We start from the raw sequence: 22,085 nt of genomic DNA, 5'->3' as shown, positions 1-22,085 counted from the left end.
GTAGAAATTTTATTGAGATCTTAAACTCTGAGGCATGACATGTGTTGATTGTTAAGAATTAAGACATTTTACTGCATGTTAAAGATTGCCTGGGATGAAATCTATGCACATCCCTTACCGGAAAACCACCGCTTTCCTATGATCAAGTATAACCTCATTCCTGAGCAATTACTCTATGAAGGTACTATTACAGAGGAGAACTTATTTCAACCTTACCCCCTTGATGAACAATACATCACCAATACCCATGACATTACTTATTGGCAAAGGCTTAAAAATCAGGAGCTAAGCCGATCGGAAATCCGAAAGACCGGCTTTCCTATGTCTGAACAGCTTGTGCAAAGAGAGATCACCATTATGCAGGGGACTTTGCAGGCTGCACTTTTCGCCTTAGAATATGGTGTCGCCTTCAATATTGCCGGAGGCACGCATCATGCTTTTACTGATAGGGGAGAAGGGTTTTGCCTTCTCAATGACATCGCCATTGCCGCCAATTATTTACTGGAAAAACAGCTGGCAAAACAAATATTAATTGTAGACCTGGATGTACATCAGGGTAATGGTACAGCGCAAATTTTTTGTGATCAGCCATCAGTATTTACTTTCAGTATGCATGGAGCCAAAAATTATCCTATGTATAAAGAAAAGTCTGACCTGGATATACCGTTAGCCGATGGAACTGATGATAGTACCTATCTAAGCCTATTAAACAATTATCTGGATCAACTTATTAATGAAGTACAACCTGATTTTATTTTTTTTCAATCAGGAGTAGATGTATTGGCCTCCGATAAACTCGGAAGGCTAAGCTTAAGCATTGCCGGGTGTAGAGAAAGGGATAGGGTAGTACTAAAAAGGGCTAAAGAAAATAAGATTCCAATAGCCCTGAGCATGGGAGGTGGATATTCTTCCCAGATAGCACATATTGTTGAGGCACACGCCAATACCTATCGCTTAGCCCAGGAAATATTTTTTTGAATGGTATCACTTCGCTGGTTATTAAAATGACATTCATCTGAAAATTGATTATTTTACGTCTGGTATGACTTGTTAATTACATACAATAAGATTGCTAATTGATAGTTGCCGAAAAACATAGTGAGAAGTTTATTTTCCGCAAAAGCGTGGTCATAGCCTTAGGCTTTGTCTTTTTTCTATGGTTTATTAGAACAGTAGAAGATAGTATGACGCTGGATTTTGGTGTCTGGGGTATACTACCTCGCTCTATCACCGGATTGGTAGGAATATTTGCCGCCCCACTTATCCATGGCAGTGCTCTTCACTTATTATCTAATACATTTCCTCTTATATTGCTATTGATAGCGGTTTTTTACTTTTATGATAAAATCGCTAAGGAAGTCTTTCTCTGGATATACTTTGCCACAGGCTTCTGGGTATGGGTAGTTGCCCGACAGGCTTATCACATTGGCTCAAGTGGATTAGTATATGGTTTAGCAGCTTTTCTCTTCTTCAGTGGGATTTTCAGGCGAGATGTACGCTCTACTGCCGTAGCTGTTGCCATTGCTTTTATACATGGAGGGATGGTTCAGGGCCTGGTCCCCGGAGACAATAGTGTATCTTGGGAGTCACATTTGTTAGGCTCTATGGCAGGAATTTTTTGTTCCTTTTATTTTAGGAAGGAACCTCATATTCCTTCTCTTCAGGATACAGATACTTCTGATGAGAATAGTGCAAACAGGATGAGTAGTACTTACAAGGGATATTCTTTCTCTAAACCGAAGCAAAAATATGTATATCATTTCAAGCCTTCGGAAAGTAAAGACAGCTCATACTATTATGACTTGGAGACAGGTGAAGAAAATGAATCGTTTATTTCTTCAAAAATTTAAAGACCTCTTTAGAGGGGTGGTTACTGCCATTGCTGCATTCTTTGCACTGTACGATGAGTAGGTAATAACCGACAGGAAAGTCTGCGATGAGGATGCGAAACCTGTTAGCATCCATTCGTTCAGCCTCAATAGGCATAGAAGTACCCAATATGCTTCTTATCTCAAACTCTACCTCAGAACTATTTGTAAATGAAGGGTTGATCAGATCTAAACGTACAAAAATGTTTTCTTCTGCGGGGTTGGGGTAAACTACTACATCTACTGCATCATTTACAGGCTCATAATTTTTACTCACTTTAGTATGTTTAATGTATGCATCTGCTGATGATACCAGGGCTGAGGTGCAGAACAAAACCAAGAGCAATATAATGAGTAGATTTTTTTGCATATAAATAGTTTACTATCAATACATTATTATACTGTTTATTTCTTAATAGGTTCTAAAAAAATAACGCCAATTTCAATAAAATTTCATCAAAAACGTTACATAGCCTCTGTTATAAGATTTCTGTGAAATATCCAGCAAAAGAAAACAAGAGAGAACCTTTAATTTTACTTACACGTCTCCCTTTGGTGCTTATTTGACCTTTTACTCATTTTCTCTCTCCAGGCTGGCTGCTAGCTGATCAAGCTGGTTTTTAATTCTTGATACCGCTTCATCAATTTCTTTATATGCTTCTGACCAGTCTTCGGCTTCCATTTGTTCTATTTTCCGAATACGTTCATTAATATTTTCTCTCTCCGATTCCAGCTCATTAATTGCTGAATTTATATCTGCTTCTGCCGAAGCATTAGAATCACTCGATGCATCTTTGAGATTTTTAATCTTATTATCAAGGGTCTTATTTCTATTTTCCAGCTTTTTAAGTTCTGTTTCTTTATAGTCTTCATAAAACGCTTCTCGTGTTTCTACCGCTTCTTTTACTTCTTCCTGGGCTTCCTCTACCTCTTCACGAGCATCAGTGATCTCATCCTGTACATCTTGCCGAGTAAGGTTTTGACTGCAGCTTACAACTATTAGTATGCTCAGCATAAAAAAAGTAACCCTGTTAAATATCTTTATCATAGTTAAAAAATTTAATTATTTATATATATACCAATAACTTATATATACACTGATTGTTAGAAACCTTTTAACAGGTTTACTTAAACCATGAAAAAGAACACACAAAATTGAGTTCGTTAGAAATGTTATTTCACATGGTTTTAATGCTTTCATAAAGCTGCTTAGCCAACACTTCAATATCAGTTTCTAATAATCCTTTATTTGTGTTGAGCACCTGAGAAACCATTTCGGGAGGTAGTTTTTCAGCACCATAATATGCTCCCAGAATGGCACCAGTTATGGCAGCGGTAGTATCATTATCCCTTCCAAAATTCACGACGAAAGCCAGGCTCTTTTTAAAATCAAAATCACAAAACAAGAGAGCAGTCAGGTTGACTAAATGAATTTCCCCTGCATGGAAGGGCAAATCCTGGTTCCTGGCATCTAAAAGCTCATAAGCTTTTTGAGTTCTGGCCAGCCATAGCGTATCGACATTTTCTCCGGCAGGAATAATAAGTTGCTTAGCATCAATATCTCCTACTTTGAGTTGGTTAGCCTGATATACAATGCTGCGTGCTTCCTTAAGTATGCGGTAAGCTGATCTGCCTACGAGCCTGCTCTTGAAATAACCTTGAGGATCTATGTCTCTAAGCGTATTGATCACTGAAGTAGGCGAAGCTTCGGGAGCCATAGCTGCTGAAACAAGTGCTGCTGTAATGGCGCTAATATCTCTGGCATAGCCAATATCAAAGAGAGCCAGTTGATAGGCTTCTTCATAAGCCATCTGAGGGGCCGCCGGATAAAAAGCGCCAATCGTAGGGGAGTAAAGCATTCCAGCACAGGTCATTTCACCACCATAAAAACGACTCAATGCAAAAGCATAGCCTTGAAGGTCATCTTCCGCAAAAGGCTTGGCAACCCTCGCCCACTCCTGCAGCCAGGCCAATCTTCGGGCATTGACTTCAAAGGGCTCAGGGTCAAAACTTTCTGTATTCTTTAAAGTCTGGATATCCTGCTCATACTGCCGGATGATGAACTGGGCAAAGTCCTTTGGATCAAGAGGAGACCAGGCCTCCTGGGTAAGCAGAAATTCTGTCATCAGCTTTTTCCAGCGGGTGTCATCGGTTGTCCCCCCTGCCGGTAAGTTAAAATCCCAGGTTCCTTCTGCTGAGGGTTCTCTCACCATGGTGTCCAGGTCATCTACATAGCCGTATTCTATTATGATATTTTCTCTGGTCCACATTTCAGTGGGGGCCCCCATAGCATCTCCTATAGCCGATCCCAGGAGCATACCCAGCACCTTATCTTTGACAATAGCGGAGTCCAATTCTGGCTTTATACTGCTTGTTCCCTCTAACCCTGAAGGAGATTCATGCGATACAGTTGTTTTCTCATCTGAGGTGCAGGCTATGGTAAGCAAAAGTATGTATATGGCAAGTAAATTTCTCACATTAAATTTTAATGGTTATACAGATTGATCAGAGATACAGCTTCTTCCAATAGGTCTTCTTTTTCTGACAGTTCAAGGCTAAGGGGCAGTTGTGCCAGGCCAATGATTCTTCGCATCATCTCAACACCTACAAAAGCCCACATCAGCGCTTCATCAAAACCCTCGGGCTGCTCGTAGAATTTGAGTACCTGCTCCGTACTACCTTCTGGCTGTTGTGCCATTTTTAAGTGTGCCAGCATCACTCCCAGGTCAAATTCCGCTTTGCCGAAGTATGAAAATTCAGGGTCTATCAGTTTCAAGCCACTTTCTACCTTGAGCCAGCTACCAGGGTAATAATCACCGTGGAGTAGCGTGTCATAATTTTCTAAGTAAACCTCTCCCAGCTTACTGATTTTCTTTTTCAGGCTCTCGTTTTTTTTGTAACGCATAGCCAACGCCTGTAAACCGGCTTGAATGGTATCAAGGTCAAACCCATTTTCTAAAGCATAGGGAAAAACAAATATATGCTCATGGTTTAATACTTTCATGGGTTGATTATCAAAATGGACTCTATCTTCAAAGTCTACAGTAACCTGATGCAACACTGATATCAGTCCGCTCAGGGCTTTTATTTCTTCCTTTGAGAGTTGCTTGTTCTTTTGATATAGATAAGTATAATCCGCTCCACTTCCCAGGTCTTCAAGCGCCAGCATAAACTGTGCGGCATCAAAGCCAATGACAGCAGGGGTATATTTATTTACTTCCTTGTATGGCGCTATATAATGGTAAAAATGATATTCCACACTGATACGACCAATTGGAGCTTCCACCTGAGGGTACTTTTGTACCCAGGGCCGTGACTGCTTCAAGATAAAAGATTTTTTGTCTGTGATTACCCTAAGTACAAAATTCATATTTCCTTCTCCCGGCTTCTCTGTAGAGATCACTTGTTCTTCAGCAGTTATCCATTTCTTTCTCTTAAGGAAATTTTCCAACTCATGGCTAATTTCGTGTTCTAAGAAAATGGTGTGGGGGTATGTGTTTTTGAACTTATCTTTTTGGTCCATAGTGTAGTAGAAGTGATACGATTAAAGGGCTAGTTAATGATAGTAATTAAGAAAAAATAAAGCCGGAAAAATTGTCAATGTGCAGACACTTTAACTTACGAAATGTATAAGTGCTTAGATTTCTATAATAAAATAAGCTGATAAATGTTTGATTAAAAAAAATTCGTTATGCCCCAACACTAAATACGGCGTTAATGCGGTAAGTGCTCTATATCATCCTCTATCAGCTAATGAGGCTATTGTTTAAGTTCAGTTAGGACAAATCAAGCGTATGTTTCCGAAGTCATGCATTGGCAGGTAGTCTATCTCAATGGAAAATCAGTCCGGGCCTGCAAATCCGTTCTTTTATGACCTGTCACCGTAAAGGCGGTTGCAGCCCCTTCAGGTGGAGCAGGAAGATATGCGCATGGTCAGAAAAGAGCTTCCACTAGGTCAGCGATGCATGCCTGTATTGACAAATGAGAAACTCTCGCTGCATAACTTTTTTCTATGCCCAATTTCTCCTGAGCATATTTTCCGAAAACCACTAATGAAATTAGCGCTATGATTAGCAGGTCAGCCAAAATACCATAGAAAAGCCTCCACTAAATAACTCGGAAAACGTAAGATTTTGTTTCTGGACTGTTTAGGATGTGACTGATCAGGTAAGCTATAATGCATAAAAGAAAAGCAGTGTATTGATCACAAAACACTGCTTTCTATTTGTTACTCTACCACTGCACCTTCAGCCTGCAAGAGTATACCTAAACCTAATGTTTGGCTAAGCTGGATTTCATTGACCTGATCATAATCATATACCATAATGCCTGAGAGACTCAGGTTGATAAAGCTTGTAAGTTGAGCATTAAATACTACATCCAGCCTATGATCAACCTCCTGAAAGTTTAGCGTCTCATAGTTGGCAAACATCATATAGCGCGAATAAAGATTGATGTTATCTGTAAAATCTTTACTCCATTCAGCGACCAGTTGTGCCGCCAGCCATTCTTGTCTTACCGTCTCACCTAACTCTACACCATAATTTGTATTTCCCTCTGTATTCAAATACAAATCGGAATCTGTGACGAAGGTAAAGCGAGGAGAAAAAGGGCTCAAACGAAGTGTGAAGTTATCGTCAGGAATATATTCAAACCCTAAGGAGAAGGTCAAGAAGCCAGGAGCCATAAAGTCCGAGATTTTCAAGGCATCTTCTTCACCGCTTGGCAATGTTACGTACCGATAGCCGGGGGCAAACTGCGTCAGGAAAGTGGTAGAAAAATAAGCGCCCCAGGCCTCAGAAATCTCATGCCCTACTTTGGTATCTATAAAGAGCCTGTCCTGGCTTTTACGGTATCCGTCTCCAAAATTATTTACTGTTCCTAAAAGAAAATTGACCCTGTTATCCCAGGACCATTTATCCTTTTTGTAATTCATTTTTGTGTTGAAAAAAGCACTGAACGCAAGAGAGTTAACGCCCCCTCCAAACCAATTTTCGGTAAAGGAAGCCTGATTAAAATTAATGCCAAAGCCTACAGATTTTTTCCAAAGTGTATCGGCCGCTACTGCTGAAGTTGTATCCGTTTGTGCCTGAAGCATCCAGGGCAAAAAAATCAATGCAAAAAGTCCTATTCGTTTCTTCATAGTTCGGTAATTAAAAAAAAGCAGCCCTGCGAAAGGCTGCTTATTATTTAAGTTATTATTATTATGCTTTGGGTCCTGCACCGTTTTCAGAAAACAAATGTGCATCCACCTGAGGGAAAGGAATAGAAATGCCATTAGCATCAAAGGCTTTCTTGATAGCTTCTTGTTTCTCAAAATATATATCCCAGAAATCGGCCTGGTTCACCAATCCCCTAACCTTAAAATTGACTGAGCTATCAGCCATTTCTGCTAACTTCAGATATGGCGTGTCACGGTCAAGGATACGTTCGTCACTGAACACAACATCCTTAATTACCTGCTTTACTTTATCAATATCATCATCATAACCTACACCAAATATCCATTCAACTTTACGGGTTGGTTCAGTAGAGTAGTTGATAATTTTGTCATTGTATAGAGGGCCATTAGGAATAATAATCGTTTTATTGTCATAAGACTTAAGCACTGTATGAAAGATCTGAATTTCAGTCACACTAGCGATTACGCCCTGGGCCTCAATTACATCTCCTACTTTAAAAGGCTTGAGGATTAGAATCAATACTCCACCAGCAAAGTTGGCTAAGCTACCCTGCAAAGCCAGACCTATTGCCAGACCTGCAGCACCCAAAACTGCTATAAATGAAGTAGTGGCAATTCCTATCATTCCCGCCACACTGATAATCAACATGACAACAAATACTGCTTTTAATACTCCGGTAAGAAAAGGAACCAGGGAAGGGTCCACATCACGCTTAGTAAGTGTATTTTTAATACCACTGATAATTTTACCAATTACCCACATACCCACGATCAGGGTAAGGATAGCAAGAAGGAGTTTGGGAACATACAAAATTGCGTACTCCCTTATGGTTTCCAATGTACTCGCTAAGTCAAAATTTTCCATAGTTAGGTTTAGTTTGGTTAGTTTTAATGGTCAAACAAAATGAATAATATGCACAACTTATGCAATTTGAATTATGTTTTGTTGATTCATTTGAGCTTATGAACCAACACTATTTGTCAATGCACGCTATTAACCATACAAAGGTTCCCTTGCTAACAGGTACGTTTAATATCTTCCAAGCAGGTTATCCTCTCTTGTTGAAAGCCCATAATCTTTTCTCCAAATTTGGCTAAGAATACCAGCTTGCTCTGGCTTACTCGATGAACGTAAGTAATTTCAAGTTGAGCTTTAAGGAACGCTCGGTAAACTGGCTTCCCACTGCTTATTTTACCCAATATGATATAGAGCACTTTCCCAGGTGCTCTGTTGTATTCCTATCCTCAACGCTTTACTTTCAGAGTTGTGCGCTTTTGATTAGATTTGAGAGCATGAATGGCTGGTAGATGCTTTGGTTTTAATACGGGCACCATACATTTTGGCTTCTGCTTATAGAATAGCAATGACTTTTAACTAAATGATGTATAATCATATGAAACCTTATCTACTCATATTTGGCCTGTTTGTGGCTGCATGCCAGTCACCCTCGCAACAAGAAAACGAACAACCTACTATGCAAGAAGCAACCAACCCCATACCAAAGGAAAGCTTTGGTACAGGCCCCGACGGAGAGGCCGTTGATATCTATACCCTGACCAACCAAGATGGCATGGAAGCCAAAATCACCAACTACGGAGGGATTGTTACCTCGCTTAAGGTGAAAGATGCTCAGGGCAATTTTGATGATGTTGTACTGGGCTTTGATAACTTGAAGGATTACGTAGACAATAATCCATTCTTTGGCGCATTGGTCGGACGCTATGGAAACCGTATTGCCAAAGGGAAATTTACAATTGATGGCACTACTTACCAACTGGATACCAACAATATGGGCAACCACCTGCACGGTGGGCTGAAGGGTTTTGACAAGGTGGTGTGGTCCGCTGAGCCGCAGCAGTCAGAGGAAGGACAGCAGCTAGTGCTCACTTACACCAGCCCCGATGGCGATCAGGGCTATCCCGGTACTTTGGAAACCAGGGTAACCTATACGCTTACCGATGAAAATGTACTGAGAGTTGATTATGAAGCGACTACTGATAAAAAAACTATAGTCAACCTGACCAACCATTCTTACTTCAACCTGACAGGAGATCCTACCCAAACTGTGCTAAATCATGAAATTATGATCAATGCTGATCAGTTTGTCCCTGTAGATAAAACCTTGATTCCTACGGGTGAACTGAATTCTGTAGAAGGGACTCCTTTTAATTTTACTGAACTTAAGCCTATCGGTCAGCAGATCAACGAAGACAGCAACGAGCAGATCAAATATGGCATGGGTTATGATCACTGCTGGGTACTGGACAAAGAAGGTATGGGGCTGGCCGCCCGCGTGCATGAGCCTTCTACTGGTCGCGTGATGGAAGTGTATACCACAGAACCGGGAGTGCAGTTTTATACCGGCAATTTTCTCAATGGCTCGGTTACGGGAAAAGAAGGAGTTGCCTACGCTAAAAGAACAGCTTTCTGCCTGGAGACAGAGCACTTTCCGGATTCACCCAATCAACCTGACTTTCCTTCAGTAGAACTGGCCCCTGGTGAAACATATAGTACTACGACAGAGTACCGCTTCTCAACTGAATAATGTTAGGGTGCTATGGTTTGAGCATACGCTTTTACAAATTATAACACCTTAACATTAAGTACCTGGAATCATAACGCTATTTCTATCTTCCCCAATACATTTGATTCCAACGCAACTCATTTTTGAAGTGGTACAAGTGCGTATCTTCATTGATCAGCAGATATTCCATATTAGCCATCTCAGCGAAATCCTGCATGTACTCAGAGGTCAGACACGCACTGTAGCCGGTATGGTGTGCGCCCCCGGCAAGTATCCAGGCACTGGCAGCGGTCTTTAGGTTAGGCTTGGGCTCCCACAATACCCTGGCTACCGGAAGCCTGGGCATAGGCTCCTCCAAGGGTACGGCTTCCACTTCATTAACCAGCAAACGAAAACGTCCTCCCATATCTATTACCGAGGCATTCAGAGCAGGACCGGCACTTACATCAAAAACCAGACGTACAGGATTGGCTTTACCACCAATAGAAAGCGGATGAATTTCGCACCTTGGCTTAGCTGCTGCGATAGAAGGGCAGATTTCCAGCATATGTGAACCCAGTACTTTCTGTCCGCCGGGATGAAAATGATAGGTGTAGTCTTCCATAAAAGAAGTGCCTCCTTTGAGGCCTGAGCTCATAACTTTCATGGCACGGACAAGTGCAGCAGTTTTCCAGTCACCCTCAGCGCCGAAGCCATAGCCATCCGCCATCAACCTCTGTGCTGCAATACCGGGAAGCTGTTCCAGACCATGCAGATTTTCAAAGGTATCAGTAAACGCTTTGAACTTACCCGCTTCCAGGAAGGCTCTCATACCCAGTTCTATTCGTGCCGCCTCCCTCAGGGAAGCACGCTGAGCGCCATCTTTGCGCAGAGCGTCTACCAATTCGTAACTATTTTCATAAGTAGCAGTCAATTGATCAATTTCTGCATCCGAGACTTCATTAATGTAAGCTAGCAGATCGCCCAGGCCGTAGCCATTTACAGAATAGCCGAATTGCATTTGCGCAGCTACTTTATCACCTTCGGTGACGGCTACTTCCCGCATATTGTCACCGAAGCGGGCTACTTTGGCTCCCTGAGCGTCATACCAGGCAGAAGCTGCCCGCGTCCATACATTCAACTGCTGGTGGACTTCAGAATCTTCCCAATGCCCAACAATTACCTTACGATTAATTCCCATGCGGCTGGCTATATAGCCGAACTCCCTACCTCCATGCGCCGACTGGTTCAGGTTCATAAAATCCATATCAATCGTAGACCAGGGAATATCCCGATTAAATTGGGTGTGCAAGTGGGCCAGAGGGCGCTGTAATGCCTTTAGTCCGGCAATCCACATTTTGGCAGGCGAAAAAGTATGCATCCAGACAACAAGCCCGATACAATTTTCAGCAGTGTTAGCTTCCTGGCAAAGCCGAAAAATGGCATCAGGCGTAGTCAGCACAGGCTTGTATACAATTCTTACAGGAAGTGCCTGAGAGGCATTCAATCCTTTGACAATTTGCTGCGAATGTTCAGCTACCTGTTTTAAAGTTTCTTCTCCATACAAATGCTGGCTGCCCGTGACAAACCAGGCTTCAAATTGATCAAGTTTTATCATGTTTTTGGGAGTTAGAAAAGTTTGATTTTGGGTATTGGCGTCTTTGAGGCATCATCCGGTTAAGCTAGCCGTTTGGGCAGTGTCATGATTTACATTTTCTGTTCAAGTATCAAATATAGGTTGTGGTGCGTCAAACTTCCATGCCCTTTTTCGAGGCTGACTGACAACCAGCTAGTGATTAGTTAAAGCTATAGTTTTGTTATTTTAAACTCAACTCTCCTGTTTTTTTGATGGCCTTCTAAGGTATCATTTGTATCAATAGGGTTTTGTTCGCCATAGCCTTTCATCACTAATCGGTTTGGTTCAATTTTTTTTTCTGTTAAATACTCACCAATTGCGTTTGCTCTGTCTTGAGAAAGCTTGAGATTGTCATCCTCTTTACCAACATTATCCGTATGGCCGGCTATCTCTATTTCTACCAGTGGGTTTTCGTGAAGGCACTTTACCAATTGGTCAAGCTCCTGATAGGAGGTACTTATGATTTGTGCGCTGGCTCTTTCAAAAAGCACATTTCTTAATTCTATAACTTTTCCTTTCTCAATCGCTTCTAACCCGGCTTGTAAAGAAGCTCTTTCACATGCATAGAATTTCATCCGGTCCAAGCCAAAATCATTTCCGGTGGAACCTGGATTCTGGCTCACAAGGGTAATAGTAGCCATCGTATTTGTACCTGAATGCCAGTTAACAAAAAACTGTTCCCATATATTTTGTTTTTCAGAAGTATGAAAAGCTTTACCAAGCAGTTCTCCATTAATGGAAAATTGCAGTACTGCAGGATAAACCGGATACAGATTGGAAGCCCAGGCAGAAAAAAAATAAATTGTGTTTGCTTTCACCTCTATATCCTGTTGCCAGACAATTTTGTTGGCTCCTACCGAACCATCCACTGCTAAGAATTTACCATCCCCAGTACCTGTAAAGCATTTACAAAAAGTTTTTGCATCCGAGACAATAAAATATTTTCCTGCTATTGCTACAGAATCTTGAATGTAGTCTGTTTTGAAATTAATTTTATCTTCTTCAAAATCTCCATTTTTAATCAGGTTATGCTCACCCGTGATTAATCCTTCCGGGCATTGACTGTATAGCAGGAACATATGCAAGCAGAAGCCAAGCGTTAATAGAAGCCTTTTCATGTATTAGTTTTGGTCAGTTTAAATAGTGTTATATAGTGGGTATGTAAATAAATGCCCACTATATAACACTATGACTGACCGTAGTAGGCATCTTTTCCATGTTTACGCTCGTAATGTTTGCGGATCAGGCTGTCTTTGAGCCGGGGAGCATCGGGGCGGATTTGCAGGCTGAGGTAAGCCATGCGGGCCACTTCTTCCAGTACAGCGCTATTGTATACTGCCTTTTCAGGTGTCTTTGCCCAGGTAAAAGGCGCATGATTGGCTACCAACACCATTTCTACTTCTTCGTAGGAATAGCCTCTTTCCTTAAACTCATCAATAATTTGAAAGCCTGTTTCATGTTCATAGTCCCCTTCTATACGAGCATCATCCATCACTTTGGCACAGGGGATATCTACCGTAAGGTGATCGGCATGGGTAGTGCCCATAATCGGAATATCCATTTGAGCTTGTGCCCAGGCGGTGGCATGGGTAGAATGGGTGTGCACTATGCCTCCAATATTCTCCCATTGCTTATAGAGTAAAGCATGGGTTTTGGTATCGGAAGAAGGTCGCATATTTCCTTCTACAATCTGGTTGTCAAAATCAACGATGACGATATCTTCTGTCTTTAGTTTTTCGTAGGGCACTCCGCTGGGTTTGATCGCAAAAACACCTTTGGTTCTGTCTACCGCGCTTACGTTGCCGAAAGTAAAAAGCACTAATCCCAATTCGGGTAGCTGCATATTGGCCTGATAAGCGGCCTCTTTGATATCCGTATACTGACTCATGCCTGACTAATTTTTTCTACTATCTTTCCAAATTCATTATACTGTGCATAAAGCTGTTCGTAGATTTTGCTCTGCTCCGGGTCTGGATGATATTCAGCATCAAAACCAGAACCCATACCAGCGATAGCTCCCTCCACATTCTGATAAGCTCCCGCTGCCGTAGCCGCAAACATGGCCGCTCCTAGAGCACAGGTCTGTTCCGACTTGGCAATCTTGATCGGCATATTCATCACATCAGCCATCACCTGCATGATGAAGGGTGACTTTTTTGCCACGCCACCTAAGCCAATCAGGCCTTTGACAGGAATACCTTCCGAGCGAAAACGGTCTACAATTTTTCTGGCACCGAAGCAGGTAGCCTCTACAAGTGCACGGAAAATCTTAGGTGCATCACTACCCAGGTTTAAACCAAATATCGCTCCTTTTAGCCTTTGATTGGCATCGGGCGTACGACGACCATTGAGCCAGTCCAGGGCGATCACTCCCGATTCGGCAGGTTTGATCTGCGCCGCTGCTTCAGAAAGGGCAGGAATCATTTTATCCAAAGTTTCTGTTATCAATTTTTCTTTGGTGGCTTCATCTAAAAGTTGTGACTGCTGAATCACATGGGTGAGCGGCCAGGAAAGCAGTTTTCTGAACCAGGCATACACATCACCAAAAGCCGACTGTCCGGCCTCCAATCCTTCCATGCCTGGAATCACTGAACCATTCACTTGCCCACAGATGCCTTGTACCAGTTTGCCTTCTACTTCTTCTCGTGGCGCTACCAGAATATCGCAGGTGGAAGTTCCCATCACTTTGCTTAAATAATAAGCTTCTATCTGTCCGCCTACGGCTCCCATATGTGCATCAAAAGCTCCTACAGCGACTACTACCGCCTTAGAAAGCCCAAGTCGTTCCGCCCACTCCGCTGAAAGATTCCCCGCTGACTGATCAGAAGTATAAGTTTCTTCAAAGAGACGATCCCGCATACCACCCAGCAGCGGGTCCAGTTGGGTAAAGAAGTCGTTGGGAGGTAAGCCATTCCACGACTCATGCCATAGGGCTTTATGACCTGCCGCACAACGGCTACGCTTCATTCCATGCACCTGGGTACCACCAGTAAGTAGAAAGGGTATCCAGTCGCAATGCTCCACCCAGGAATAAGCGGCCTTACGTACACTTTCGTCTACCCGATGTACGTGCAGCATTTTGGCCCAAAACCATTCCGAAGAATAAATTCCTCCTTCATATTGCGTATAATCTACTTTGCTTTTCTTAGCCAATGTATTGATTTCCTGTGCTTCATTTACAGCGGTATGGTCTTTCCACAAGACAAACATAGCATTAGGATTCTCTTCAAATCCGGGTAGCATGGCCAGAGGGGTACCCGTCTTATCTACCGCACAGGGACTGGAGCCCGTCGTATCCACCGCTATTCCTTTGATAGAATCACGAATAGCAGGAGATACTTTTTCCAGACAATTCTTTATGGTAGTTTCCAGTCCTTCTATATAATCCAGGGGATGTTGGCGAAACTGATTGAGATTACTGTCACAATAGAGGCTCTTTGCCCAGCGTGGATAGTGAAATACATCGGTTGCTACTTCTTCTCCCGTGGTAGTATTTACGATGAGCGAACGGACACTATCCGTACCGTAGTCTACACCTATTACATGCATAATTATCTTTAGTTTTAGGTATTTGCTAAAATTAGGTTGCTCCGGTAAGATAAGCAATTCAACAGCTTTACGAATAACTTAAAGAATAAAATGGATGAAAGAGCTAAACCGTTTTTTGATAGAACTTGGGTAGTTTAGTATTCGCTTATTTCAATTTTTATTTATATTGACTTTATGAAAACTACTACAAGCTACCTGATTTTACTATTAACTATCATGGCGCTTAGCGACAAGCTATCCGCTCAATCTCCTGACACTGGGCTGCTTCGTCAGGGCAATTTTTTTACTGAGGAAGAAGGCGCCGCCGCTTTAGAAAAATATGCTGCTACTTATAATGACTTAGCTTCATGGGAGAAGCGGGCGGGGCAAATACGACAAGGCATTTGGGAAGGACTAGATTTGTCACCGGATTTTAAAAGAACACCGCTAAAACCTATCATCCACAGCAAAAGAACGCATGATGGGTATACAGTAGAGAATGTAGCGTTTGAGAGCATGCCTGGTTTTTTTGTTACAGGAAACTTATATCGTCCTACTCAGGAACACCCTTCTTATCCTGCTATCCTTTCTACCCATGGTCATTTTCAGGAGGATGAGTATACAGCCAGAACCCGGGAGGATATGCAGAGACGTTGCGCCTCTCTGGCACGCATGGGAGCTATAGTATTTGCGTATGATATGGTGGGCTACGGAGATGCTGATCAGAATGATCATAAGCATCCCCAGGCGCTGGCTCTGCAATCTATCAACAGCATTCGGGCATTAGATTTTTTGCATACGATTCCGGAGGTGGACAAAGAGCGTATAGGTGTGACCGGAGCATCCGGCGGAGGTACACAAACTTTCCTGCTCACCGCTTTGGATGATAGAGTTGCTGTATCAGTTCCGGTAGTCATGGTTTCCGCACATTTTTTTGGAGGCTGCGTGTGTGAGAGCGGCTTGCCTATTCACCAAAGCCATGCGCATAAAACCAACAATGTGGAGATAGCTGCTTTGGCTGCTCCTCGTCCTATGCTGCTGATCTCGAATGGCAAAGACTGGACATTGAATACACCTGAAGTAGAATATCCTTATATCAGAAATGTGTATGAGCTTTATGGCAAGGCCGAAAATGTAGACTACCTCCATCTTCCTGACGAAGGGCATGACTATGGAATTAGTAAGAGGGAAGGAGCTTACCGGTTTCTCGCCAGGCATCTGGGGTTATCACTGGAGAAAATAACAAATGATGACGGAGAAATTGATGAGCGTTTTGTTACTGTAGAACCTCATCAGAAACTTCGGGTATTTGATGCAGAACATCCCAGACCTAAATATGCGGTGCAGGGTGATCAAGCAGTCAGTCAGTTGGTAACTTTTTATAAAAAATAAATACGCTATCTGCCTTGAGATCAAGCCTTTTGCATGCGAACTCTTTCCTTATCCTGCGTTCTACTGCCCAATGTTTAAGTGTATCTGAGAGTTGGGTCAGTTTGAAAGGCTTGTGAAGATAATCATCCATCTGGGCGTTCAGGCAACTTTCTTTATCTCCCTGCATAGCATTTGCAGTGAGGGCGATAATCACGGGCTGATGGCTGGAGGTTTCACGTATTTGCCGAGTTGCTTCCATACCATCTAGTTCAGGCATCTCTACATCCATCAAAATGATATCGTAGTGTTTATTTTGTGCCGCTGCCACCGCTTCTTTGCCATTTTTAGCCAGATCAGGATGATAACCCAGCTTCTCTAAAATTCTTATTGCCAGCTTTTGGTTGACCAGGTTATCTTCTGCAACCAGAATATTAAGCGGATACTCTTGCGCCAGCCTGTCAGATAGTTTTTTGGGATCAGGCTTATGCTTTATTTGTGTTTGATCAGGCTCAAAGATTTTACGCAAATGCTCATATAACAATTGCTGACGTATAGGTTTAGAGATCATAGATGTAGCACAACCCTCTATTGACCACTGATGATTCATGCCTGCCACATTCATAAAAATGACAGGAAGATTATAGGTGTCATTTAGTTGAACAATAAGCTCATCTCTATGAATTTCTGCCATCTGAGTATCAATCATCAGAAGGTCAAAAGCATCAGCCTCTGACAATGTTTTGAGTGCCTGCTCTACCGACTCTACTGCTACCGGTATAAGCTTCCAGTCTGACAACTGCTTCCTCAACACCTCTCTGAGGGAAGCATTCTCATCCGCAATAAGTACACGTTTGCCCTGCATACTGCTAAGTTCACAGAAGGTATCGGGCTGGTTCTGCAGACTACTTTGTAAGCAAATATTGAATGTAAAAGTAGAGCCAACCCCTTCTTCGCTTTGTACCTGTATTTGCCCTCCCATCATTTCAATTAATTTTTTGCAAATCGCCAGGCCTAAGCCTGAGCCTCCGTACTTGCGTGTAGTCGACGAATCAACTTGGGAAAAGGATTTAAAGAGCCTTTCAATTTTCTCCTTTGGTATACCAATTCCACTATCTCTTACCTCAAATTCCAGTTCCAGGGCTTTTTCTTTTTGATTTAGCAGGCGTACCAAAACAAATACTTCTCCTTTATCTGTAAACTTGACTGCATTACCCACCAGATTCATCAGTATCTGACGTAAACGTAGTGCATCTCCTCTGACTTGAGTCGGAATAGCATTCTCCACTTGCAACACTAAGTTCATTTCGTTTTTATTGACCTTGGTAGCAAATAAATCCAATACTCCTTCTACACAGCTTCTCAGGTGAAAATCCCTGGCCTCGAGCTCCATCTTTCCCGACTCTATTTTGGAGAAGTCAAGAATATCATTGATTACTCCCAACAGATTCTCACTACTACTGCGGATTGTTGCTGTATATTCCTGCTGTTCATGACTAAGTGCTGTTTCTTCCAGTAGGGCGGTCATCCCCATTACGCCATTCATAGGAGTACGAATTTCATGACTCATAGTAGCCAGAAACACGCTTTTAGCACGATTTGCTTTCTCAGCTTCTACTCTTGCCTTTTCTGCTTCCAGGCGAGCAATTCGTTCCTCTTCAGTCAGGCTTTCCAACTGCTCCGTTCTTTCTTTTACCTGCCGTTCAAGGGCCTCCTTTTGATTGTGAATTACCCTTACCCGCACATGAAAGGAAAGCACAAAACCACCCAGAATGAATAGGACCGCCCCCAGCCTGAACCACCAGGTTTGCCAGTAGGGAGGAGTAATTGTTAGCTTCAATGAAGCAGTATTCTTTGACCAACTACCCTGATTATCAAGACCTTTAACCCTAAAAGTATATGTGCCAGGGTCCAGGTTAGTATAGGTAGCCATATGTTGAGTGCCTACATAATTCCAGCTTTTGTCAAAGCCTTCCAGCTGGTAGGCATACTGCTTTTTGTCGGGAAGTGTATAGTTGAGAGATGCAAATTCAAAAGAAAACACCGAATGCTCATGTGAAAGCGTTAGGGCCTCAGTTTCAGAGATATGTTTTTTCAATATTGCTTCATCGTCTTGTCCAATAGGGACAACGCTATTGAATATTTCAAACTTGGTAATGACCAGAGGAGGGGTGAACTCTTTTTCTTTGATGCTATCAGGATGAAACTCATTTAAGCCATTGATGCCACCAAAATACATTTTTCCGGAACGGCTTTTACAGTATGCCTCACGGTATTCTTCTGCCTGAAGGCCATCTGCCACTCCATAGTTCTCAAAATTATCGTTCAGAGGATCATATTTAGATAACCCCTTTTTAGTACTTATCCATAAGTTGCCATGATCATCTTCCAAAATACCAAAAATAAAATCATTGGGAAGGCCATCTACCTGGAAGTAGTTAGTAAACTTATTCGTTTCATTATTCAAACGATTCAAGCCTTCTTCTGTACCTATCCACAGATCACCTCGCTTATCTTCAAAAATACAACTGGTGAAGTTGTTACTGATACTATTTTTATTCTTATGGTGCACAAAACGTGTAAAGGTATTCGTCTTTCTGTCCATCAGGTTGAGCCCTCCTCCTTTAGTTCCTACCCATAAACGACCGTGGCTATCCTCAAAAATATTATTTACTGTATTGTGGCCTATACTTGATTTATCTTCCGGCTTGGAAGTAAAATGAACGAAAGCGTCTTTTCGCCGATCATACAAATCCAGGCCACTATGATAAGTTGCCAACCAGATATTTTTTTGAGAGTCTTCATATATATTCCAGATGTTATCACTGTTGATACTTTGCGGATTGTCCGGATCATGATTAAAATGCCGGTAAGTGTTTCTTTCTTTATTGTAGATTGTTAATCCGTCTCCCCAGGTACCTATCCATAAGTTACCTTCACTATCTTCAGTCACTCTCAACACATGATTTCCTGCAATACTATTTTTGTTTCCTAACTCATGCTTATAGTGGTAGAAACGGCCTTCTTCTCTATCAAACAGGTTGAGCCCTCCTCCATCCGTTCCTACCCACAGATCATTACTTGAGTCTTCATAAATACACAGTACATTATTGTTACTCAGGCTGTAAGGGGAAGAGTTGTGCTTATAATGGGCAAACTGCTTGTAATCAATATTTACCATATGGAGGCCACTACTGAAAGTGCCTACCCAAATATTGTCTTTATTGTCTTTGTAGATGTCATAAATAGTATTGTTTCCTAAGCTGGTATCATCTCCTCCATCTTCTTTATAGTTTTGGAAAATTTCAGTTCCGTTTTCAAGAATGCTTATTCCACCGTTTTCAGTACCTATCCATAGTACTCCCTGATCGTCTTCCTCTATGGACAGAATTACATCGCTGGCTATGCTGGTCTGGTCGTAAGGAGAGTGTCTGAAATGTCTGAATTTCTGTGTTTTTCTGTCTAGAAGGTTAAGTCCTCCACCTCGGGTACACACCCATAAACGGTTTTGGCTGTCTTCATATATCTCTGAAATGTAATTGTGACTTAGAGACTGTGGATCCCTTTTGTCGTATTGAAACCTGGTGAATGTCTGAGCTTTTCGGTTGAAAAGGTTTAGTCCCCCGTCGTATGTTCCTACCCATAAGTTTTGCTCACTATCTTCGTATACCTCAGTCACCATATCACTGCTTATGCTGCTGATATTCTCAGATTGATGTCTGTAGTGAGTAAAACTGCCACTTTCCCGGTCAAATAAGTTGAGTCCTCCTCCTTTGGTGCATACCCAAAAATTTCCCTGGCTATCGATAAGAATACTGTTGATCATGTTTGAAGCGAGGGCTTCAGGATCTTCTTCATTAGCTTGATAACTCTCAAAGCGATCTTTATATCGATCATGCTTATTCAAACCGCCATCCCATGTAGCTACCCACAGATTACCCTGCTCATCTTCTATAAGATCCATCACTGTACTATGGCTAATGCTTCCGGCATCTTTATAATCGTGCTTGTAGTTTGTCAAGTTATACCCATCGTACTTGCTTAACCCATCACGTGTTCCGAACCACATAAAGCCCCGGCTATCCTGTAGAATACAAATAACATTGCTTGATATCCCCTGATTAGCCCGAACCTCCTCAAATTTTATACTCTTATATTGAGCAGATAAAAGTAGGGGAAGTTGAAGAAGAGAAAACAGCAGACATATTGAAAATTTCATTTGCTTGCACAATTATTTAACAGATAAAAATAATTATACAAATTATTAAATTGATTCTATCTTGTTTTCAATACTTACTTAGGTAAGCTTTACTATCCTAAAATAGTAATTAAAGGAACAGCCGGGATAGCTAAAAAGCTTTAGACCCTGATATTTTTTGCTCCTGATGCGTAATACTTTGGTTGTTGATGGTCACATCTTGAAACACTACATTCTTTACATTAGAAAACTCATAAGGAATTTTCACATCATTGATGCTTACATTAAATAAGCGGATGTTTTCTACCGGAGATTGTTCGTAACCTTCCAGCAATATTCCTACTTCACCCCCATGCTCCACAGTCATGTTTTCTACTTCAATATTTCTGACAGTGGGGATGAATGAGCCTGAGTCTTCATAAAACATATTAATACGAATCACCTGCTCTGCCACCTGTCCAACTTTTATATTTCTCATGTATATATCTTCTACCACACCACCGCGCATGGAACTGGTCTTAATTCTTAAAGCTCTATCCAGTAAGGGACTGTTCATGCTGCAGTTTTCAGCAAAGATATTTTTGGCCCCTCCTGATATCTCACTGCCAATTACCACGCCACCATGCCCATTGGCCATAGAGCAGTTTTGAATGATGATATTCTCACTGGGCACATTAATCCTTCGCCCATCAGCGTTTCTACCAGATTTGATGGCGATACAGTCATCTCCGGTATTGAAGAAACAGTCTCTGATCAGCACATTTTTACAAGATTCGGGATCGCAGCCATCAGAGTTCGGACCCTGACTATCCACCGTTACCCCCTGAATGATGACATTGTTACATAGCACGGGATTGAGTATCCACATGGGGGAGTTGACAAAGGTCACGCCTTCAATCAATACATTTTCACAACGGTATGGCTGCACAAACTGGGGCCGCAGATAATGTCCCGCTCCAAATTTTCGCTCACTCACTGGCACCCCTTCTTCCGCCATAGCAAATAAAGCCGGGCGATTGGCATCTTCTTCCTGCTGCGGCATACCTTCCTGCCAACCATATTCTTTGCGGCCTTTCCAGGGCCACCAATTGGTTTCATTAGCTTGTCCGTCCAATATGCCCTGGCCTGTAATAGCAATATTTGTTTGCGCAAAAGCATAGATCAGTGGAGAGTAATTCATCAGTTCTACTCCTTCCCAGCGGGTGTATACCAAAGGAAGATAATCGTCCGGATTGGTTGAAAAAGAAATTTTCGCCCCCTCTTTCAAATGTAAATTCACATTACTTTTCAGGTGAATAGGTCCGGTAAAAAAATTACCCTGAGGTACTACTACTCTTCCTCCCCCTTGCTGATTGCAGGCTGCTATGGCTTCCTGAAACGCCTGGGTGTTATCCTGAGAACCATTTCCCACTGCTCCATAATCTGTAATAAGAAAATCGCGATCAGGAAAAGCAGGAGGTTTGATTTCCGCCAAAATCGCATTCATACTTTTCCAAGCATCTCTATTACTGACCTCAGATTTTTCTTGTTCATCTTGCTTAGGCACACTGCAACAACTAATAATAATCAGCAGAGCAACAAAAGAAAGGTTAAGTGATTGAGCAGTATTAAGTTTCATCCAGTATTTTAGGTAAAGTTTTTTAATACGACGCTAGTGAATGTGTTGTAACAGAAATGCAAACGATTGTATTATAATGAATATTCTAATAATAGGCAAAATTTGTTATTTCCCTTCTCTTTTCACGATATCAAGACAAAGTATAGAGTCGCCTTTTATCTGAAAAATTTGATTTGATCAAAA

Annotated in this window: 16 protein-coding genes; 4 read left to right on the top strand and 12 right to left on the bottom strand. The window is 41.9% G+C overall.

From position 1 onward, the window contains the following. Window positions 1-75 precede the first annotated feature (75 nt). On the top strand, window positions 76-978 hold the full coding sequence (locus tag OKW21_RS31250) for a histone deacetylase family protein (protein ID WP_277487475.1): 903 nt from the start codon (window positions 76-78) through the stop codon (window positions 976-978). A gap of 98 nt (window positions 979-1,076) precedes the next feature. Further along, window positions 1,077-1,850 (top strand): rhomboid family intramembrane serine protease, encoded by a 774-nt coding sequence (locus OKW21_RS31245; protein WP_277487471.1) that lies wholly within the window; start codon window positions 1,077-1,079, stop codon window positions 1,848-1,850. Here the strand turns inward: OKW21_RS31245 and OKW21_RS31240 are convergent. From OKW21_RS31240 to OKW21_RS31215, 6 genes are all read right to left on the bottom strand, one after another. Continuing rightward, window positions 1,831-2,238, bottom strand: coding sequence for a T9SS type A sorting domain-containing protein (locus OKW21_RS31240; protein WP_277487469.1), 408 nt, complete (start codon window positions 2,236-2,238; stop codon window positions 1,831-1,833). The genes OKW21_RS31245 and OKW21_RS31240 overlap by 20 nt on opposite strands. A 201-nt stretch (window positions 2,239-2,439) precedes the next feature. Continuing rightward, complete coding sequence (locus OKW21_RS31235; RefSeq protein ID WP_277487467.1) at window positions 2,440-2,916, bottom strand: hypothetical protein; 477 nt, start codon at window positions 2,914-2,916, stop codon at window positions 2,440-2,442. 130 nt (window positions 2,917-3,046) lie between these two features. Beyond that, window positions 3,047-4,345, bottom strand: a complete 1,299-nt coding sequence (locus tag OKW21_RS31230; protein WP_277487466.1) for an ADP-ribosylglycohydrolase family protein — start codon at window positions 4,343-4,345, stop codon at window positions 3,047-3,049. Window positions 4,346-4,353: 8 nt separating this feature from the next. Continuing rightward, the gene (locus OKW21_RS31225) at window positions 4,354-5,391 is read right to left on the bottom strand and encodes a phosphotransferase (protein WP_277487464.1); all 1,038 of its coding nucleotides are present in this window, start codon (window positions 5,389-5,391) and stop codon (window positions 4,354-4,356) included. Window positions 5,392-6,096: 705 nt separating this feature from the next. Next, a complete protein-coding gene (locus OKW21_RS31220; protein WP_277487462.1) occupies window positions 6,097-7,011 on the bottom strand; it encodes a DUF3078 domain-containing protein in 915 nt (304 codons plus the stop codon). Between the two features lie 61 nt (window positions 7,012-7,072). Next, window positions 7,073-7,915: a mechanosensitive ion channel family protein gene (locus OKW21_RS31215; protein WP_277487460.1), complete on the bottom strand. Its 843-nt coding sequence runs from the start codon at window positions 7,913-7,915 to the stop codon at window positions 7,073-7,075. Between the two features lie 529 nt (window positions 7,916-8,444). On the opposite strand from OKW21_RS31215, the gene OKW21_RS31210 reads away from it, so the two are divergent. Continuing rightward, window positions 8,445-9,596 carry an aldose epimerase family protein gene (locus tag OKW21_RS31210; RefSeq protein ID WP_277487458.1) on the top strand — a complete coding sequence of 384 codons (1,152 nt, stop codon included), beginning with the start codon at window positions 8,445-8,447 and terminating at the stop codon, window positions 9,594-9,596. A gap of 82 nt (window positions 9,597-9,678) precedes the next feature. Here the strand turns inward: OKW21_RS31210 and araA are convergent, their stop codons facing one another. The 4 genes from araA to OKW21_RS31190 all read right to left on the bottom strand — a co-directional run bounded on the left by araA (window position 9,679) and on the right by OKW21_RS31190 (window position 14,739). Further along, window positions 9,679-11,172: an L-arabinose isomerase gene (gene araA, locus OKW21_RS31205; protein WP_277487456.1), complete on the bottom strand. Its 1,494-nt coding sequence runs from the start codon at window positions 11,170-11,172 to the stop codon at window positions 9,679-9,681. A gap of 188 nt (window positions 11,173-11,360) precedes the next feature. After that, window positions 11,361-12,308: an OmpA family protein gene (locus OKW21_RS31200; RefSeq protein WP_277487454.1), complete on the bottom strand. Its 948-nt coding sequence runs from the start codon at window positions 12,306-12,308 to the stop codon at window positions 11,361-11,363. A gap of 68 nt (window positions 12,309-12,376) precedes the next feature. Next, window positions 12,377-13,078, bottom strand: a complete 702-nt coding sequence (locus OKW21_RS31195) for an L-ribulose-5-phosphate 4-epimerase (protein WP_277487452.1) — start codon at window positions 13,076-13,078, stop codon at window positions 12,377-12,379. Continuing rightward, window positions 13,075-14,739, bottom strand: coding sequence for a ribulokinase (locus OKW21_RS31190; protein ID WP_277487448.1), 1,665 nt, complete (start codon window positions 14,737-14,739; stop codon window positions 13,075-13,077). The genes OKW21_RS31195 and OKW21_RS31190 overlap by 4 nt, the downstream gene beginning before the upstream one ends. A 174-nt stretch (window positions 14,740-14,913) precedes the next feature. Between OKW21_RS31190 and OKW21_RS31185 the strand changes: the two genes are divergently transcribed. Then, a complete protein-coding gene (locus OKW21_RS31185) occupies window positions 14,914-16,110 on the top strand; it encodes an alpha/beta hydrolase family protein (protein WP_277487444.1) in 1,197 nt (398 codons plus the stop codon). Here OKW21_RS31185 and OKW21_RS31180 read toward each other — a convergent pair. After that, window positions 16,079-20,305 (bottom strand): hybrid sensor histidine kinase/response regulator, encoded by a 4,227-nt coding sequence (locus OKW21_RS31180; protein ID WP_277487443.1) that lies wholly within the window; start codon window positions 20,303-20,305, stop codon window positions 16,079-16,081. The genes OKW21_RS31185 and OKW21_RS31180 overlap by 32 nt on opposite strands. A gap of 130 nt (window positions 20,306-20,435) precedes the next feature. Further along, window positions 20,436-21,902 carry a glycoside hydrolase family 28 protein gene (locus OKW21_RS31175; protein WP_277487442.1) on the bottom strand — a complete coding sequence of 489 codons (1,467 nt, stop codon included), beginning with the start codon at window positions 21,900-21,902 and terminating at the stop codon, window positions 20,436-20,438. Window positions 21,903-22,085 lie beyond the last annotated feature (183 nt).

Source organism: Catalinimonas alkaloidigena (genome assembly GCF_029504655.1).
In the GTDB taxonomy this organism is placed as follows: Bacteria; Bacteroidota; Bacteroidia; order Cytophagales; family Cyclobacteriaceae; genus Catalinimonas; species Catalinimonas alkaloidigena.
This window is presented reverse-complemented; position numbering and strand designations above follow the sequence as displayed.

What these genes read in the sequence shown, in the direction of transcription:
- OKW21_RS31175 (WP_277487442.1), bottom strand. Translation starts at nt 21,902, where the DNA reads ATGAAACTTAATACTGCTCAATCACTTAACCTTTCTTTTGTTGCTCTG.
- araA (WP_277487456.1), bottom strand. Translation starts at nt 11,172, where the DNA reads ATGATAAAACTTGATCAATTTGAAGCCTGGTTTGTCACGGGCAGCCAG.
- OKW21_RS31225 (WP_277487464.1), bottom strand. Translation starts at nt 5,391, where the DNA reads ATGGACCAAAAAGATAAGTTCAAAAACACATACCCCCACACCATTTTC.
- OKW21_RS31240 (WP_277487469.1), bottom strand. Translation starts at nt 2,238, where the DNA reads ATGCAAAAAAATCTACTCATTATATTGCTCTTGGTTTTGTTCTGCACC.
- OKW21_RS31185 (WP_277487444.1), top strand. Translation starts at nt 14,914, where the DNA reads ATGAAAACTACTACAAGCTACCTGATTTTACTATTAACTATCATGGCG.
- OKW21_RS31220 (WP_277487462.1), bottom strand. Translation starts at nt 7,011, where the DNA reads ATGAAGAAACGAATAGGACTTTTTGCATTGATTTTTTTGCCCTGGATG.
- OKW21_RS31190 (WP_277487448.1), bottom strand. Translation starts at nt 14,739, where the DNA reads ATGCATGTAATAGGTGTAGACTACGGTACGGATAGTGTCCGTTCGCTC.
- OKW21_RS31200 (WP_277487454.1), bottom strand. Translation starts at nt 12,308, where the DNA reads ATGAAAAGGCTTCTATTAACGCTTGGCTTCTGCTTGCATATGTTCCTG.
- OKW21_RS31250 (WP_277487475.1), top strand. Translation starts at nt 76, where the DNA reads ATGTTAAAGATTGCCTGGGATGAAATCTATGCACATCCCTTACCGGAA.
- OKW21_RS31215 (WP_277487460.1), bottom strand. Translation starts at nt 7,915, where the DNA reads ATGGAAAATTTTGACTTAGCGAGTACATTGGAAACCATAAGGGAGTAC.
- OKW21_RS31180 (WP_277487443.1), bottom strand. Translation starts at nt 20,305, where the DNA reads ATGAAATTTTCAATATGTCTGCTGTTTTCTCTTCTTCAACTTCCCCTA.
- OKW21_RS31195 (WP_277487452.1), bottom strand. Translation starts at nt 13,078, where the DNA reads ATGAGTCAGTATACGGATATCAAAGAGGCCGCTTATCAGGCCAATATG.
- OKW21_RS31210 (WP_277487458.1), top strand. Translation starts at nt 8,445, where the DNA reads ATGAAACCTTATCTACTCATATTTGGCCTGTTTGTGGCTGCATGCCAG.
- OKW21_RS31235 (WP_277487467.1), bottom strand. Translation starts at nt 2,916, where the DNA reads ATGATAAAGATATTTAACAGGGTTACTTTTTTTATGCTGAGCATACTA.